This window comes from Bradyrhizobium erythrophlei (assembly GCF_900129505.1).
GTDB classification, from domain to species: Bacteria; Pseudomonadota; Alphaproteobacteria; order Rhizobiales; family Xanthobacteraceae; genus Bradyrhizobium; species Bradyrhizobium erythrophlei_D.
This window is the reverse complement of the sequence record NZ_LT670818.1, coordinates 4,743,463-4,759,371: the sequence shown is the minus strand read 5'-3', so window position 1 is coordinate 4,759,371 and position 15,909 is coordinate 4,743,463. Positions and strand designations below refer to the sequence as shown.

The window sequence follows — 15,909 nt, the reverse complement described above, 5'->3', positions numbered from 1 at the left end:
GACGGATGCAACAGTGGCCATGCATATCATCGACAGGCGCCTGAATCCGGGCAGCAAGAGCCTGGAGAACCGCCAAAGGTTCCTGCGCCGTGCCAAGGCGCTGGTTCAGGGCGCGGTCAAGAAGTCCTCGCAGGACCGCGACATCAAGGACGTCCTGGAAGGCGGCGAGGTCAGCATCCCGCTCGACGGGATGCATGAACCTCGCTTTCGTCGCGAAGGCGGCACCCGCGACATGGTGCTGCCCGGAAACAAGAAATTCGTGGAAGGCGACATCCTTCCGCGGTCCGGCGAAAGCCGGCAAAAGGGATCCGGGGCGGGTGAAGGCGACGGCGAAGACGCCTTCCGGTTCGTCCTCAGCCGCGATGAATTCGTAGATCTGTTCCTCGACGATCTCGAATTACCGGATCTCGCCAAGCGCAAGCTCGCCCAGGCGGAGAGCGAGGGGCTTCGCCGGGCCGGCTATACGACTTCCGGCTCACCGGCGAACCTCTCGGTCAGCCGCACGGTTCGCCTCGCGCTGGCTCGGCGGGTCGCGTTAAAACGACCGCGGGCTGAGACGATAGCCGAGCTTGAGGCTGAACTCGCCGATTGCGACGACGCACGCCGCAGCGTGCTGTTGGCCGAGATCGAGGCATTAAAGGCAAAACTTCGGCGGATTCCGTTCATCGATCCGATCGACATCCGATTCCGCCGCTTTGAAACCGTGCCGAAGCCGGTAGCCCAGGCCGTGATGTTCTGCCTGATGGACGTGTCCGGCTCGATGTCCGAACACATGAAGGACCTGGCCAAGCGCTTCTACATGCTGCTCTACGTGTTTCTGACGCGGCGCTATCGGCATGTGGAGATCGTCTTCATTCGTCATACCGACCGGGCCGAGGAAGTCGACGAGGATACCTTCTTTCACGGGCCGGCGTCGGGCGGTACCCTGGTGTCGAGCGCGCTGGAGGCCATGCACGACATCGTGCGGTCACGGTTTCGCCCCGCGGACTGGAACATCTATGCCGCCCAGGCTTCCGACGGAGACAACTCCAATTCGGACAGCGCTGCGGTGAGCCAGCTGCTTACCGAGAAGATATTGCCGGTGAGTCAGTTTTTCGCCTACCTTGAGGTCGGCGAGACCGGCGGCAGCACGTTCGACATGCCCGATTCCTCGCTTTGGACGCTGTACCAGCGTCTGCGCGCCGACGGAGCGCCGCTGTCGATCCGCAAGGTCAGCGAGCGAAGCGAGATCTTTCCGGTGTTTCACGATCTCTTTCAGCGCCGCCGCAAACATGAGAAAGTCGCGTTATGACCGCAACAAGCGAGCGCCTGTTCGAGGGAGCGGACTGGGACTTCCAGACACTGCAGCGCATCCACGATGCCTGCGAGGAGATCGCACGATCCGAACTCGGGCTCGACACCTACCCGAACCAGATCGAGGTCATCACTGCCGAACAGATGCTGGATGCGTATTCCTCGGTCGGCATGCCGCTGTTCTACAAGCACTGGTCGTTCGGCAAGCATTTCGCCCACCAGGAGGCGTTCTACCGCAAGGGCCTGATGGGCCTCGCCTACGAGATCGTGATCAACAGCTCGCCGTGCATTTCCTATTTGATGGAGGAGAACACCGCGACCATGCAGGCGCTGGTGATCGCCCACGCGGCGTTCGGCCACAATCATTTCTTTAAGAACAACTATCTTTTCAAGCAATGGACGGATGCCGACGGAATTCTCGATTATCTCGATTTTGCCAAAACCTACATTGCGCAATGCGAGGAGCGTCACGGCCGGCTGGCGGTCGAGCAGACGCTGGATGCGGCGCACGCTCTGATGTCGCACGGCATCGACCGCTATCCCGGCAAGAAAACGCTGGATCTTCGCGCCGAGGAAAAGCGCGCCGGCGAGCGCCGTCAGCACGAGGAGAGCGCATTCAACGATTTGTGGCGAACCGTGCCGACCGGGCCGATCAAGAGCCCCGAATTGCTGAACGCCGAGCGGCGTCGCAAGCTGCTTGGGATGCCTCAGGAAAATCTGTTGTACTTCCTGGAAAAGACCGCGCCTCGCCTGCGCCCCTGGCAGCGCGAGGTGCTCCGGATCGTGCGGCACATCGCGCAGTATTTCTATCCGCAGAGCCAGACCAAGGTCATGAACGAGGGCACCGCCACCTATGTGCATTACCGCATCATGACGCGGCTGCACGAAAAGGGGCAGATTTCCGACGGCAATTTCCTCGAGTTCCTGCAGTCGCACACCAATGTGGTGTTTCAGCCCGAGTTCGACGACCAGCGCTTTTCCGGCTTCAACCCCTACGCGCTCGGCTTCGCGATGATGCAGGACATCGAAGGCATCGTCACCAATCCCGACGCGGAGGACCGCGAGTGGTTTCCGGACATTGCCGGGACTGGCGACGTGATGGCGGTGCTGCGCGACATCTGGGCGAATTATCGCGATGAGAGCTTCATCAGCCAGTTCCTCAGCCCGCGGCTGATGCGGCGCCTGCGATTATTCCATCTGCATGACGATCCCAAGGAAAGCGCCGGCGTCCTCGTCAGCGCCATTCATAACGAACGCGGCTATCGCCGGGTTCGCAGCGAATTGGCGCGGCAGTACGACGTCGGTTACATCGACCCCAACATAGAGGTGGTCGACGTAGACCTGGCGGGCGATCGCCGCCTGATGTTGCGTCATTCCGTGGTGAAGGGAGCGCAGCTGAACGAGACGGATGCGAAGCGCGTTCTTCAGCATCTGGCCGATCTCTGGAGCTACGACGTATCGCTCGCTGAAATCGACACCTCGGGCACGGTCCTGAAGGAATACGTGGCGAACCCGCGCGAACTCGCTGCCGCCGCCGCGTAAATAGCTGCGACCAGCAAAGCCCGCTCGGCGACAACAGCCGGCTCGGCCCCGTCAATCCTTCAGCGTGAACTTCTTTCGCAGCTCCGCGGCTATCTTGTCGGCGAGTTCCTGCGCGTTCCTGGTGTGCTTGGGCGCAGTCACGACCATCGGTCGCCAGCCGAGAATCTCATCTCTGCGTACCGACACGAACACACCGCCGATCAACAGCCTCTGAAGAATCATGTCCTCGAGCTCGGCGTCGGTTTTTGCTTCCTTTTCCACGGGGTCCTGTTCTGTCTCCAGCCAAACCTTGCAGCCGGAATCGGACGATTTTTGGGAACAGGGCACATGTGTGGGCGCGCCGGTATCGCTTCAAGTCCTTTTCAGCCAAATGGGCCCGTCAGGCCGACAGCGCAGTGTTAATAAAATGAAAACGCTTATTCCGGCAGTCCTTGAAGGGCGCGGCCCCTCGCCTGCTTGTGCAAAGCCCGCACCGCCGTCTACATTCCCCGCAACGAGCACAGCGCGACCCGAACGAACGGGAAACAAACGATCTGTGCCGAATGGGAGAACCACATGAAACACGCCTACGTGCCCCGCACGACGTCCTACACTCTCAGCCCGGAGGACGAACTCAACGATTTGCGGATGTCGGAGCAGGTCCGGCCGCTTTATGACCACGTGCGGCAGTTCATCCGGGAGACGGTCGACCCGATGGCGGCGGAGTTCTACCGGCTCGGCGAGAAAAAGACCGATCGCTGGAGCTTTACCCCGGGCCAGATCGAGGTGCTGGAAAAAGCCAAGGCCAGGGCCAAGGAAGTGGGCTTGTGGAATTTCTTCCTGCCGAAGGCCGAGACCGGCGAAGGCCTGAAGAATCTGGACTACGCCTATATCGCCGCCGAACTCGGCAAGTGCCCGCTGGCCTCGGAAACCATGAACTGCTCGGCGCCCGATACCGGCAACATGGAAGTGCTGGAGCGCGTCGGCACGCCCGCGCAGAAGGAGAAATGGCTGAAGCCGCTCCTGAACGGCGAAATCCGCTCCGCCTACGCCATGACCGAGCCCAATGTCGCCTCATCGGACGCCAAGAATATTTCGACAAGCGCAAAACTCGTCGGCGACGAATGGGTGATCAACGGCGAGAAATACTACATTTCCGGCCTCGGCGATCCCCGCTGCAAGATCATGATCGTGATGGTGAAGACCAATCCGGACGCAGCCCCCAGCAAGCAGCAGTCCCAGATTCTGGTCCCCAAGGACACGCCCGGTGTCGAGATCATCGGTCCAATGCACGTGTTTGGACACGACCATGCACCGCGCGGACACATGCATCTGCGCTTCAACAATGTCAGGGTGCCCAGGGACAACATGCTGCTCGGCGAGGGTCGCGGCTTCGAGATATCGCAGGTCCGCCTCGGCCCCGGCCGCATCCATCACTGCATGCGCACGATCGGCAAGGCGGAAAAGGCGCTCGATCTGATGGTGTCGCGCGGCCTGACCCGCGAGGCCTTCGGCAAGAAGATCGCGCAACTCGGCGGCAATCTGCAGATCATTGCCCAGGCGCGCTGCGAGATCGAGGCGATGCGGCTGATGGTGCTGAAGGCCGCCAAGGCGATGGACGTGCTCGGCAACAAGGAAGCGCGGATCTGGGTCAGCATGGTCAAGGCCATGGTACCCGAGCGCGCCTGCAAGATCATCGACCAGGCGATCCAGATGCACGGCGCGACCGGTATTTCGCAATGGACCCCGCTAGCCGAGATGTACACCGACGTGCGCCATCTGCGCTTCGCCGACGGCCCCGATGAAGTGCACTGGATGGTCGTGGGCCGCCACGAACTGAGCATGCCGTAGCCAGTCTTCGCCCTCTTCCCGCTCGCGGGGAGAGGATCGGCTGAATGAAAAATCCTGGCCCGACAGGGAATGCAAATGGAATATGCCGCCGCCGACCTAAACCCCCGCGAGCGCTACAAGGTGCTGACAGGGTTCGTCCTGCCGCGGCCGATCGCCTGGGTGACGACAATCGGACCCACGGGCGTGGTCAATGCCGCGCCGTTCAGCTTCTTCAACGTGTTCTGCGAGAGTCCGCCGCTCTGCATGTTCGCCGCCAATCTGGGACCGGACGGCCTGCCCAAGGACACTGTCGTCAACATCCAGCGAACAGGGGAGTTCGTGGTCAACCTCGCCGATGAGCCGCTGGCGCGCGCGATGCACGATTCCAGCGGCGACTTCCCGCCCGAGATCGGCGAGCCCGGCTATCTCGGGCTAAGGCTGGCCCCCTCGACCAAAATCGCCGTGCCGCGATTGGCCAACGCGCCCTGGGCGATGGAATGCAAGACCTGGAAAACCATCGATGTGAACGGCGACCGCCAGCTCATCATGGGCGAAGGCATCCATTTCCACATTCGCGACGAACTATGGGATGATAAAACCATGCGCGTGAACATGGAGCGCTACCATCCGGTGGGCCGCATGTTCGCCGACCGCTACTGCCGGACCGACGACAGCATGGTGTTCCCGGCGGCCAAGGGGCATCCGGGGCATAGCTTCGGCTGAGTTTGCCAATCCGCCCTGCAGTACTTGGTCGGGCCGGATCAGCTCGCGGCTCCGGCCGGCTCTCCGATCTTGTCCTGCGTCCCGGTGTCGAAATCGCTGGCGTCATGGCGCTCGTGCAGCTGGCTGGCGGGTTCGCCCCAGGTGCGGTTGACCATGCGCCCGCGCTGTACCGCCGGCCGCCTGGCGATGGCGTCGGTCCAGCGCTGCACGTTCTTGTATTCCTGCACATTCAGGAACTCGCCCCCGCCATAGAGCAGTCCCTTGGCCAAACCGCCGTACCAGGGCCACACCGCGATGTCTGCGATCGAATAGCCGCCGCCCGAGAGATACTCGTTATCGGCAAGCCGACGGTCGAGCACGTCAAGCTGACGCTTCACCTCCATCGCGAAGCGGTCGATGGCGTATTCGATCTTGGTCGGCGCGTAGGCGTAGAAATGCCCGAACCCGCCGCCGAGATAGGGCGCGCTGCCCATCTGCCAGAACAGCCACGACAGGCATTCGGCGCGCTCCTGACCACCTGATGGCAGGAAGGCCCCGAACTTTTCGGCAAGATGCAGCAGGATGGCGCCGGACTCGAACACCCTGATCGGCGTCGGCCCGCTGCGGTCCATCAGCGCCGGGATCTTGGAGTTCGGATTGACCGCGACAAAGCCGCTGCCGAACTGATTGCCGTCGATCTTGATCAACCAGGCGTCGTACTCGGCGCCGCTAAAGCCCGCGGCCAGCAGCTCTTCCAGCATCACCGTGACCTTGGTGCCGTTCGGCGTCGCCAGCGAATATAACTGCAGCGGATGGCGGCCGACCGGAAGCTCCTTGTCATGCGTGGGCCCCGCGATCGGGCGGTTGATGCTGGCAAACTGGCCGCCGTTTTGCTTGTTCCAGGTCCAGACTTTCGGCGGCACGTAAGGGGATGAGTCGGTCACGTCTTTGGCTCCTGGCTTTGTTGCCGTCATGGCCGGGCTTGTCCCGGTCATCCGCGTCTTGATGCACTTGCATGTAAATACGTGGATGCCCCGGACAAGCCCCGGACGTGACGAGATTTGGCAGTGCCGCTGACGCTCAAAATCTCCGGATCACGACGCCGCGCATTGCTGAGCCGGCTCCGCCGCCGTCATCGCAAACCCCTCATAGCCCTTGGACGCGACGTCGTTGCAGATCTGGCGATAGACCCCGACGCCGCCGATATAGGGCATGAAGATCTGCGGCTTGCCCGGAATGTTGGCGCCCATGTACCAGGAGTTGGCCTGCGGATAGAGCGTGGTCTGCGCGACCTCGTTGACGTGCGCCACCCACTTGTCTTCGGCGTTCGGCTTTGCCTCCATGGTATCGAGGCCGTGCGCGCGCATGTAGACGATGCAGCCGGTGATCCAGTCGACATGCTGCTCGATCGAGACGATCATGTTGGAGAGCACCGACGGGCTGCCGGGGCCGGTGATGATGAACAGATTGGGAAAGCCCGCGCTCATCAGGCCGAGATAGGTTTTGGGTCCCTCGGCCCATTTCTGGTTCAGCGTCTGCCCGTCGCGGCCGCGGATATCGATCTTTGCCACCGAACCCGTCATGGCATCGAAGCCGGTTGCTAGCACCAGTGCGTCGACCTCGTAATCCCCCGCCTTGGTGCGCACGGCATTCGCTGTGATTTCCTCGATCGGATTGGTCCTGATGTCGACCAGGGCGACATTCGGGCGATTGAAGGTGGCAAAATAGTCGGTGTCGATGCAGATGCGCTTCGAGCCGATCGGATGGTTATTGGGCTGCAGCCGTTTTGCGGTCTCGGGATCCCTGACGATTTCCGCGATCTTGTCGCGGACGAAATCGGCGGCGGTATCGTTGGCCGCCTTGTCCACTCCCAGATTGTTGTAGACCGACATGAAGGTGAGGCCGCCGCGCTCCCAGCGTGCCTGGTATTTCGAACGCCGTACGTTGTCGCCGTCGTCCAGCGCTCCGCGGTCGGGCATCTCGGTATAGATTCCGTTCCGCGCCTCCTCGCGCGCGAAGCGGCGGATTTCCGGATATTTTGCGCGATACGCCTCGCGCTCCTCCGCCGTCAACAGAGCATTGCGGGCCGGAATGGAAAAATTCGGGGTGCGCTGAAACACCGTAAGCTGGCTGGCCTGCTCGGCGATGATCGGCACCGACTGGATCCCCGACGAGCCGGTGCCGATCACGCCGACGCGCAGGCCCGTGAAATCCACCGGCTCGTGCGGCCAGCGGCCGGTGTGATAGACCTTGCCCTTGAAATCCGGCAAGCCTTTGATGTCGGGCATCCGCGCATTCGACAGGCAGCCGGTAGCGAGCACGACGTATTTTGCCGTTACGTTCTTGCCGTCGGAGGTCGTCACCGACCACAGGCGGGTCGCCTCATCGAAGACTGCGCGATCGACGCGGGTATTGAGCTGAATATCGGAGCGCAGATCAAACCGGTCGGCGACGTGGTTGGCGTATTTCAGGATCTCGGGCTGCGGCGCGTAGCGCTCGCTCCAGTTCCATTCCTGCTGCAGTTCCTCCGAGAACGAATAGGAATATTGCATGCTCTCGACGTCGCAGCGCGCGCCGGGATAGCGGTTCCAGTACCAGGTGCCGCCGACGTCGCCGCCCTGCTCGTAGACCCTGACCGATCCCCCCTGCCCGCGCAGCCGGTGCAGCATGTACATGCCGGCAAAGCCTGCGCCGACCACGACGACATCGTAAGCCCCGGCGCTTGCCGCGTGGCAGTTGCCGGAAACGGGATGCACCGCTGACATTCGAACTCCCCAAGTATTTTTCTGCTCTTGCCGGCCAGCATTCTACCGGCAGGGCGAAAGCGCAAGAGACAAAAACCGCAGGTCGCCACCGCATATTTTGCCGCACGGAATGCACCATAAGCGGCACTGGGCGCGGCCCATTTCGTGGCGTCTGCACGCAAGATTTGGCCGGGCAAACCGGATTGGCTTCGATGCCCGCGATCGGCTAGCGTCGCCGGAGAACTTTGTCATTTAAACCAACAACAAGCCGCGCCGAAAAGGCGGCCAGCGGGGAGTGACCACAGCCATGAAATCGCCGATCTGCGACATGCTGGGAATAGAATTTCCGCTGCTCGCCTTCAGCCATTGCCGCGACGTGGTTGCCGCCGTCAGCCGTGCCGGCGGCTTCGGCGTGCTTGGCGCGACGGTACACACGCCCGAAACCATCGAGCAGGAACTGAAATGGATCGACGACCACGTCGACGGCAAGCCTTACGGGCTCGATGTGCTGATCCCCGAGAACATTTCGACCGCCGGCGAAAAGAACGTCACCTGGAAGAGCCTGGAGGCGCGGATTTCCAACGAACATCGCGACTTCACCCGCAACCTGCTGAAGAAATACGGTATCGAACTGACGACGACCGACGTCCCCAAGAATCAGCCGCAGCCATTCGATGCGCAATGCGCGCTGGAAGTGCTCGATGCCTCGTTTCGCCACCCGATCCGGCTGATTGCGAATGCGCTCGGCGTGCCGCCGAAGGCGATGATCGACATGGGCAAGAAGCACGGCGTGCCGGTGGCAGCACTGGTCGGCGCCAAGGAGCACGCGCTGCGCCAGGTCGCGGCCGGGGTCGATATCCTGGTGGTACAGGGCACCGAGGCCGGCGGCCATTGCGGCGAGGTTTCCACCATGGTGCTGGTGCCCGAAGTGATCAAGGCGATCAAGAATATTCGCGACGTGCCGGTGCTGGCGGCGGGCGGCATCATGACCGGGCGCCAGATGGCTGCGTGCATGGCGATGGGCGCGGCCGGCGTCTGGACCGGCTCGGTGTGGCTCGCCACCGTCGAATCCGAGACCTCAGAAATCTTCCGCGAGAAGATGATCACGGCCTCCTCGCGCGACGCTGTCCGCTCCAGGGGCCGCACCGGCAAGCCCGCGCGGCAGCTGCGTTCGGTCTGGACCGACGCCTGGGACCACGGGCCCGATAGCCCCGGCGCGCTGCCGATGCCGTTGCAGAGCATCCTCAGCCGCGACGCCTTCAACTCGATCGATCGCGCCGCGGCCGCCGGCAACGCGCAAGCGCGCGACCTCGTCAGCTATTTTGTCGGACAAGGGGTCGGCCTGATCGACAGCGTCAAATCCGCAGGCGCCGTGGTGCAGGAATTCAAGGAGGATTTCGTCGAGGCGGTCGAGCACATGAACGCGCTGATGGCGGAGTGACGCAAAACCACAGCCGTCATTGCGAGGAGCGCAAGCGACGAAGCAATCCACGCCTCGCTCCGCCGCAAGATGGATTGCTTCGCTTCGCTCGCAATGACGAGGAAAACCGTCTTTTGCCATGCTTGGAAAGTGAAAACAAAAACGAATGAAAAAGCCAACCTCCCCCGTTGCCGACGACCGCATCCCCGTCATCGTCGGCATCGGAGAAATCGTCGATCGGCCCAGTGACATCACCGAAGGCCTCGAGCCCCTCATCTTGCTGGAACAGGCGCTGCGGCGCGCCGAAGCGGACAGCGGCGCCAAGCTGCTGGGCGAGATCGCCTCGCTCGACATCGTCAATTTCCTGAGCTGGCGCTACCGCGATCCGGAAATTGCGCTCTCCGAGCGTCTCGGCATCAAACCCGAGCACGCCTATTACGGCCCTGTCGGCGGCGAGAGCCCGATCCGCTATCTGCACGAAGCCGCCCAGCGCATCGCGCGCGGCGAGTGCAGCGTCGCCGCGGTGTGCGGCGCGGAGGCGCAATCGACCGCCACCAAGGCTGAACGCGCCGGCGTCGAACTGCCGTGGACGCCGTTCGCGCACGACGTGCCGGAGCCGAAGCGCGGCGCGGCGTTCCAGAAACCGACGGCGGTCAAACTCGGCGTGTTCAGGCCGGTAACGGTCTATCCGTTTTACGAAGCCGCCAGCTCGGCGCATTGGGGCCAGACCCCGCGCGAGGCGATGGTGGAATCCGGCGAATTATGGTCGCGCTATTCGGAAGTCGCCGCGCAAAATCCCAATGCCTGGCTGAAGCACCGTTTCACGCCTGAAGAGATCACAACGCCAACGGCGGACAACCGCCTGATCGCGTGGCCTTATACAAAACTCCAGGTGGCCAATCCGACCGTCAATATGGGCGCCGCGCTCCTGATGACCAGCCTCGCGAAAGCGCGCGCGGCTGATATCGCCGAGGATCGGCTAATTCACGTCTGGGGCGGCGCATCGGCGGAAGAGCCGCGCGACTATCTGATCCGCGATCAGTTTTTCCAGAGCCACCCCCAGAATGCGGTACTAAAAGCGGTGATGGATCTCGTCGGCGGCGACGGCCGCGCGTTCGACGCCATCGAGCTCTACAGCTGCTTTCCCTGCGTACCCAAGATGGCACGGCGGACATTGGGGCTCGGCACAGACGTGCAGCCGACGGTGACCGGCGGGCTGACGTTCTTCGGCGCGCCGCTCAACACCTACATGACGCATGCGGCGTGCGCGATGGTCCGCACGCTTCGCGGCGGCGCCAAGCTCGGCCTGCTCTACGGCCAAGGCGGTTTTGTCACCAAACATCATGGCCTCGTGCTGTCGCGGCAGGCCTCTGCAGCGCCGCTGGCGCAGGACAGCAGCGTGCAGGCCGAAGCCGACCGGCATCGCGGCCAAGTGCCCGACTTCGTCACCGAAGCCAGCGGCAAGGGCACGGTCGAGAGTTATACGGTGATCTATGGCCGCAACAACGAGGTCGAGCACGGCGTGGTGATGCTGCGGACGGAAGCCAATGCCCGTGCGCTGGCGCGGGTGCCGGCCAGCGACGGCGCGACGCTGGCCCATCTGGTGAACCTGGACCGCACCCCGGTGGGCTCGTCGGGCGACATCGTCACGGCGAACGATGGCATGCTGGAGTGGCGATACCCGTAGCCCGGGTGGAGCGAAGCGCAATCCGGGAATATTGCCGCAAGGGCAGAAGGACGAGTGGGCCACAATTCAAAGCGCACGGATGCACCCGGATTTCGCTTCGCTCCATCCGGGCGACGATCGTCGCAAGCGGAGCGGGACCGATACCAAGTGCCCCTGCCCCCTACCCCTTGACGTCCTGTTTCTCCGAAACCTTCTCGGGCTTGCTCTTGGCGCCGGCACCGGCAACACGGACCTTATCGCCGTCGGCGATGCCGTCGGGCGGCGCGACGATGATACGGTCGTCGGCCGCAAGGCCCGACGCGATTTCGATTTCGCGGCCGAGGTCGCGTGCGATCGTCACCGGCTTGAACAGGATCTTGTCGTCCGCGCCGACGGTCGCGACCCGCAGGCCGTTCTGGTTGAAGATCAGGGCGCTGGCCGGGATGTGCAGCGGCACGGTGTCGCTCTGCAGGGTCAAGCGCACATTGGCGTAGCCGCCCGGCATCAACTCACCCTTGGAGTTGTCGAGTGCCAGCTGCATCCGCGTCGTGCCCGAACTGATGTCCACGGACTGCGATGAAGCTTCTACCGTCGCGGCGAAGGTGCGGCTCGGGTATTCCGGCATCGTGATCACTGCCTTGGCGCCGATCTTGATCGAAGGCACGTAGTTCTGGGGTACGTTGACATAGACGCGCAGCTTGCTGATGTCGGAGACCACGAACATCGCGGGGCCGCTTCCGCCACCCGCATTGATCAGGGCGCCGACGTCGGTATCGCGGGCCGTGACGACGCCGTCGAACGGCACCGTGATCTTCTTGTAGCCCGCGAGAGCTTCGAGCCGCTCGACATTGGCCTGGCCGGAATTGACCGCGGCCTTCTTGTTGGAGAGGTCAGCGGAGCGCTCGTCGATTTCCTGCATCGAGACGAAATTCGAGGCGATCAGCGTCTTGCGGCGGGTCAGCGTCGCCTCGGACAGTTTCGCGCTGGCTTCCTGGCTCGCCAGATCGGCGCGCGCCTGCAACAGCTGCTGGTCGAGGTCCGGGGCCTCGATCTCGGCGATCACCTGGCCCGCCTTGACCCTTGCGCCGATGTCGGCGCTCCAGCTCTTCAGGTAGCCGCTGACGCGCGCAAAGATTGGCGCGCGGTAATAGGCCTCCAGCCGGCCAGGCAGGTCGATGGTCGGGTTGACGACCTTGGCGTCCGGCAGCGCAACGGCAACCGTGGGGACAGCCTGGTTGTCGGTCCATTCCTTCAACTTCGTGCTGGAATCTTCCCGCGCGCGAATGCCGGTGATGACGACGAGGACGAGGGCGATGCCGGCCACAACCCCGAAAATGCCCAATCTCCGGCGCGAAACCGGGGGGCGCTGTTCAGTGGGCGGCATGCGGAATCTCCGATGAGGCGGCGGCTTTGGCGCCTTGCTTTTTGTGTACCATACTAAACACCACGGGAACAAACATCAGCGTGGCAGTCGTTGCAAAAATCAGACCGCCGATGACCGCACGGCCAAGCGGTGCGTTCTGCTCGCCGCCTTCGCCCAGCCCGAGTGCCATCGGCAACATGCCGATGATCATCGCGAGCGCCGTCATGAGAACCGGCCGGAAGCGGACGAAGCCGGCTTCGAGCGCCGCCGCCATGGGATCGCCGAGTTCGGCATAGCGTTCACGGGCGAAGCTGATGACCAGCACACTGTTGGCGGTAGCGACGCCCATGCACATGATCGCGCCGGTCAGCGCCGGTACCGACAGCGTGGTCTGGGTCGTGAACAACATCCAGACGATGCCGGCGAGCGCCGCCGGCAGCGCGGTGATGATCACGAACGGATCGGACCATGACTGGAAATTCACCACGATCAGCAAATAGATCAGCACCGCGGCGGCCAATAGTCCAAACAAGAGCCCGGAAAACGCGCTGTTCATGGTCTGCACCTGGCCGAGCAGAACCACGGATGAGCCCTTCGGCACATCCTTGGCAGTATCGTCGATCGCGGTCCTGACGTCGGCGGCGACCGCCCCGAGATCGCGTCCCTGCGGCGTGGCGTAAATCTGCACGAGTGTCTGGATGTCGTATTGCGACACCACGGCGCTGGAAGTCGTGCGAGAAACGTTGGCGATGCCGCCGAGAATCGGTGACTGCGGATTGCCGGTTGCCGTGATCGGCAGCGCCTGCAGCGCGCTGAGCGAGTCGATCTGGTACTGCGGCGTCTGCATCACGATCGAATAGGACACGCCGTTATCCGGATTGAGATAATAGGTCGGCGCGACCTGCGAGCTGCCGGCGAGATTGACGACCAGGCTGTTGGTGACGTCGCGCTCGGTCAGTCCGACATATTGCGCGCGGGTGCGGTCGACATCGATGTTGAACGTCGGATTGCTCGGCGATTGCTGGATGCGTGCATCCGCAATGCCGGGAATCTTGCGGATCCGGCTCAGTAATTTATTGGCGTAGGCGAAGTTGGCGTTCACATTGGCGCCGCGGACCTGCAGATCGATCGGCGCCGGCGCGCCGAAGTTCAGGATCTGGCTGACGATGTCGGCCGGCAGGAACGCGAAGGTCATGCCGGGAAACAGCCGTGGCAATTGCTCGCGCAGCGCCTGGACATGCTCGGCCGTCGGCCGATGATCTTCCTTCAGCTTGATCTGGATGTCGCCGTCCTGCGGACCGATCACGCCGGTGTTGTTGTAGGTCATGTTGATGCCGCTGATCGGCATGCCGATGTTATCGGCAACCGTATCGATCTCCTCCGGCGGAATGATCTTGCGGATGGCCTTCTGCACGTCGGCCAGCTGGTTGGCGGTTTCCTCGACACGGGTGCCGACCTGGGTGCGGACGTGCATCAGGATATTGCCGGCGTCCACGGACGGGAAGAAGTTGCGGCCGAGGAAGGGTACCAGCAGGAACGAGACCGCGACGAAGCAGAGGAAGCCGGTCACGAAGATCGGGCGATGGCTGAGCGCCATCGACAGCAGATCGCGATAGCTGCCGCGGAGGCGCTCGAACCGCGCCTCGAAACCGCGTTGGAATCGCACGAACGGGTTGCGCGTCGGCGGCGGGTCGCCTTCATGATGGATGTGCGGCTGCAACAGGTAGTTCGCCATGGTCGGCACCAGCGTGCGCGACAGGATGAACGACCAGATCATCGCGAACATCACGGCTTCCGCCATCGGCACGAACAGGAAGCGCGCCACGCCGGTCAGGAAGAACATCGGCACGAACACGATGCAGATGCAGAGCAGCGAGACGAACGCCGGCGTCACGATCTGGTTGGCGCCGTCCAGGATCGACTGCTCGACCGGTTTGCCCTGCTCCAGATGGTAATTGATGTTCTCGATTGTCACGGTAGCGTCGTCGACGAGGATGCCGACCGCGAGCGCCAGCCCGCCGAGCGTCATGATGTTCAGCGTTTCGCCGATCGCCGACAGCATGATGATGGCGCCAAGGATCGAAAGCGGGATCGATACCGCGATGATGACGGTCGAACGCCAGCTTCCCAGGAACAAGAGGATCATGACGCTGGTGAGCAAGGCGGCGATCACACCCTCGTTGGCGACGCCGCCGATCGCGCCTCGCACGAACACCGACTGGTCGCCGATGAAGCCGATCTTGAGCGCATCGGGCATCTGCGATTTGACGTCGATCACCTTCTGCTTGATGCCGGCGATGATATCCAGCGTCGAGATCGCGCCGGCCTTGAGCACCATCATCAGGACCGAGCGGTTGCCGTCGACGTGAACGATGTTGGTCTGCGGCGGGTTGCCGTCGCGCACGCTCGCGATGTCGCGAATATAGACCATGGCGCCGTTGACATTCTTGATCGGCAGACCGCCGAGGTCTTCCATGTTCAGCGGCGAGTTGTTGAGCTGGATGTTATATTCGAACTCGCCAATTTTCTGGGTGCCGACCGGCGTGATCAGGTTCTGCGCGGCCAGCGTGTTGGCGACGTCCTGACCCGACAGCCCGCGCGCCTGCAGGGCGGTCGAATTGAGGTCGATCTGGACCTGGCGCTGCTTGCCGCCGAACGGATAGGGGATCGCGGCGCCGGGCACCGTGACCAGGGGCGTGCGGAGCTGGTTGATACCGATATCCGCGAGATTCTGCTCGGTCAGGCCTTCGCCCGACAGCGCGAGCTGGATGATCGGAACGGTGGACGCGCTGTAATTGAGGATCAGCGGCGGTGTAGCCCCCGGCGGCATTTGCTTGAGCAGGGTCTGCGAGATCGCGGTGACTTGGGCGTTGGCGGTGCGGATGTCCACGTTCGGCTGGAAGAAGATCTTGACGATGCCAAAGCCGTTATAGGAATTGGCGACGATATGCTCGATGTCGTTGACCGTGGTCGTTAGTGACCGCTGGAACGGCGTCGTGATGCGGCCGGCCATCTGGTCCGGCGGCAGCCCGGTATACTGCCAGACCACGCCGATAACGGGGATGCGGATATCCGGAAAAATGTCGGTCGGCGTGCGCAGCGCAGCCAGCGGTCCAATAATCAGCAGAAGCAGCGCGAGCACGACGAAGGTATACGGCCGGCTTAGCGCGATGCGCACCAGTGCGATCATAAAACGGGGAGCCCCAAGTCAGGTGGAAGGGCCGGGAACCGCCCTTCAAAAGCATGTTGTTGCCGTTGATTTACCCGAACTGGGCCAAATAGCCAACGCCCGACGCGCTATCCGTCTTCACATCCTCGACAGCTATCCGCGGCGGCACCACCTGGCCGAGGGCGATAGGCCCGCGCCGGA

The 15,909-nt window shown here is 62.8% G+C and carries 11 protein-coding genes; 6 read left to right on the top strand and 5 right to left on the bottom strand.

The genetic code is table 11. From position 1 onward, the window contains the following. The first annotated feature begins 19 nt into the window (after nucleotides 1-19). Nucleotides 20-1,291, top strand: coding sequence for a YeaH/YhbH family protein (locus B5525_RS22005; protein ID WP_172900110.1), 1,272 nt, complete (start codon nucleotides 20-22; stop codon nucleotides 1,289-1,291). After that, on the top strand, nucleotides 1,288-2,835 hold the full coding sequence (locus B5525_RS22000; RefSeq protein WP_079567881.1) for a SpoVR family protein: 1,548 nt from the start codon (nucleotides 1,288-1,290) through the stop codon (nucleotides 2,833-2,835). Before B5525_RS22005 ends, B5525_RS22000 begins: the two co-directional genes overlap by 4 nt. Nucleotides 2,836-2,886: 51 nt before the next feature. On the opposite strand, the gene B5525_RS21995 is transcribed toward B5525_RS22000, so the two are convergent. Next, complete coding sequence (locus B5525_RS21995; RefSeq protein ID WP_079567880.1) at nucleotides 2,887-3,096, bottom strand: hypothetical protein; 210 nt, start codon at nucleotides 3,094-3,096, stop codon at nucleotides 2,887-2,889. 294 nt (nucleotides 3,097-3,390) lie between these two features. On the opposite strand from B5525_RS21995, the gene B5525_RS21990 reads away from it, so the two are divergent. Further along, nucleotides 3,391-4,665 (top strand): acyl-CoA dehydrogenase family protein, encoded by a 1,275-nt coding sequence (locus B5525_RS21990; RefSeq protein ID WP_079567879.1) that lies wholly within the window; start codon nucleotides 3,391-3,393, stop codon nucleotides 4,663-4,665. A gap of 75 nt (nucleotides 4,666-4,740) precedes the next feature. Next, nucleotides 4,741-5,367, top strand: a complete 627-nt coding sequence (locus tag B5525_RS21985; RefSeq protein ID WP_079567878.1) for a flavin reductase family protein — start codon at nucleotides 4,741-4,743, stop codon at nucleotides 5,365-5,367. Nucleotides 5,368-5,405: 38 nt separating this feature from the next. Here the strand turns inward: B5525_RS21985 and yghU are convergent, their stop codons facing one another. After that, nucleotides 5,406-6,290 (bottom strand): glutathione-dependent disulfide-bond oxidoreductase, encoded by an 885-nt coding sequence (yghU, locus tag B5525_RS21980; protein WP_079573650.1) that lies wholly within the window; start codon nucleotides 6,288-6,290, stop codon nucleotides 5,406-5,408. Nucleotides 6,291-6,440: 150 nt separating this feature from the next. Continuing rightward, nucleotides 6,441-8,111, bottom strand: a complete 1,671-nt coding sequence (locus B5525_RS21975; RefSeq protein WP_079567877.1) for a flavin-containing monooxygenase — start codon at nucleotides 8,109-8,111, stop codon at nucleotides 6,441-6,443. Nucleotides 8,112-8,397: 286 nt separating this feature from the next. Here B5525_RS21975 and B5525_RS21970 point away from each other — a divergent pair, with 286 nt between their 5' ends. Together B5525_RS21970 and B5525_RS21965 are read left to right on the top strand one after the other, a co-directional pair. Continuing rightward, complete coding sequence (locus B5525_RS21970; RefSeq protein ID WP_079567876.1) at nucleotides 8,398-9,531, top strand: nitronate monooxygenase; 1,134 nt, start codon at nucleotides 8,398-8,400, stop codon at nucleotides 9,529-9,531. Nucleotides 9,532-9,676: 145 nt separating this feature from the next. Further along, complete coding sequence (locus B5525_RS21965) at nucleotides 9,677-11,197, top strand: acetyl-CoA acetyltransferase (RefSeq protein ID WP_079567875.1); 1,521 nt, start codon at nucleotides 9,677-9,679, stop codon at nucleotides 11,195-11,197. A 160-nt stretch (nucleotides 11,198-11,357) separates the two neighbouring features. Here B5525_RS21965 and B5525_RS21960 read toward each other — a convergent pair whose 3' ends face one another. Both B5525_RS21960 and B5525_RS21955 read right to left on the bottom strand, forming a co-directional pair. Further along, complete coding sequence (locus B5525_RS21960) at nucleotides 11,358-12,560, bottom strand: efflux RND transporter periplasmic adaptor subunit (protein ID WP_079567874.1); 1,203 nt, start codon at nucleotides 12,558-12,560, stop codon at nucleotides 11,358-11,360. Next, nucleotides 12,547-15,729, bottom strand: a complete 3,183-nt coding sequence (locus tag B5525_RS21955; protein WP_079567873.1) for an efflux RND transporter permease subunit — start codon at nucleotides 15,727-15,729, stop codon at nucleotides 12,547-12,549. Before B5525_RS21955 ends, B5525_RS21960 begins: the two co-directional genes overlap by 14 nt. Between the last annotated feature and the right edge of the window lie 180 nt (nucleotides 15,730-15,909).

Coding starts and splice junctions, on each gene's coding strand:
- B5525_RS22005 (WP_172900110.1), top strand. CDS start 20: ATGCATATCATCGACAGGCGCCTGAATCCGGGCAGCAAGAGCCTGGAG.
- B5525_RS22000 (WP_079567881.1), top strand. CDS start 1,288: ATGACCGCAACAAGCGAGCGCCTGTTCGAGGGAGCGGACTGGGACTTC.
- B5525_RS21990 (WP_079567879.1), top strand. CDS start 3,391: ATGAAACACGCCTACGTGCCCCGCACGACGTCCTACACTCTCAGCCCG.
- B5525_RS21985 (WP_079567878.1), top strand. CDS start 4,741: ATGGAATATGCCGCCGCCGACCTAAACCCCCGCGAGCGCTACAAGGTG.
- B5525_RS21975 (WP_079567877.1), bottom strand. CDS start 8,111: ATGTCAGCGGTGCATCCCGTTTCCGGCAACTGCCACGCGGCAAGCGCC.
- B5525_RS21970 (WP_079567876.1), top strand. CDS start 8,398: ATGAAATCGCCGATCTGCGACATGCTGGGAATAGAATTTCCGCTGCTC.
- B5525_RS21965 (WP_079567875.1), top strand. CDS start 9,677: ATGAAAAAGCCAACCTCCCCCGTTGCCGACGACCGCATCCCCGTCATC.
- B5525_RS21960 (WP_079567874.1), bottom strand. CDS start 12,560: ATGCCGCCCACTGAACAGCGCCCCCCGGTTTCGCGCCGGAGATTGGGC.
- B5525_RS21955 (WP_079567873.1), bottom strand. CDS start 15,729: ATGATCGCACTGGTGCGCATCGCGCTAAGCCGGCCGTATACCTTCGTC.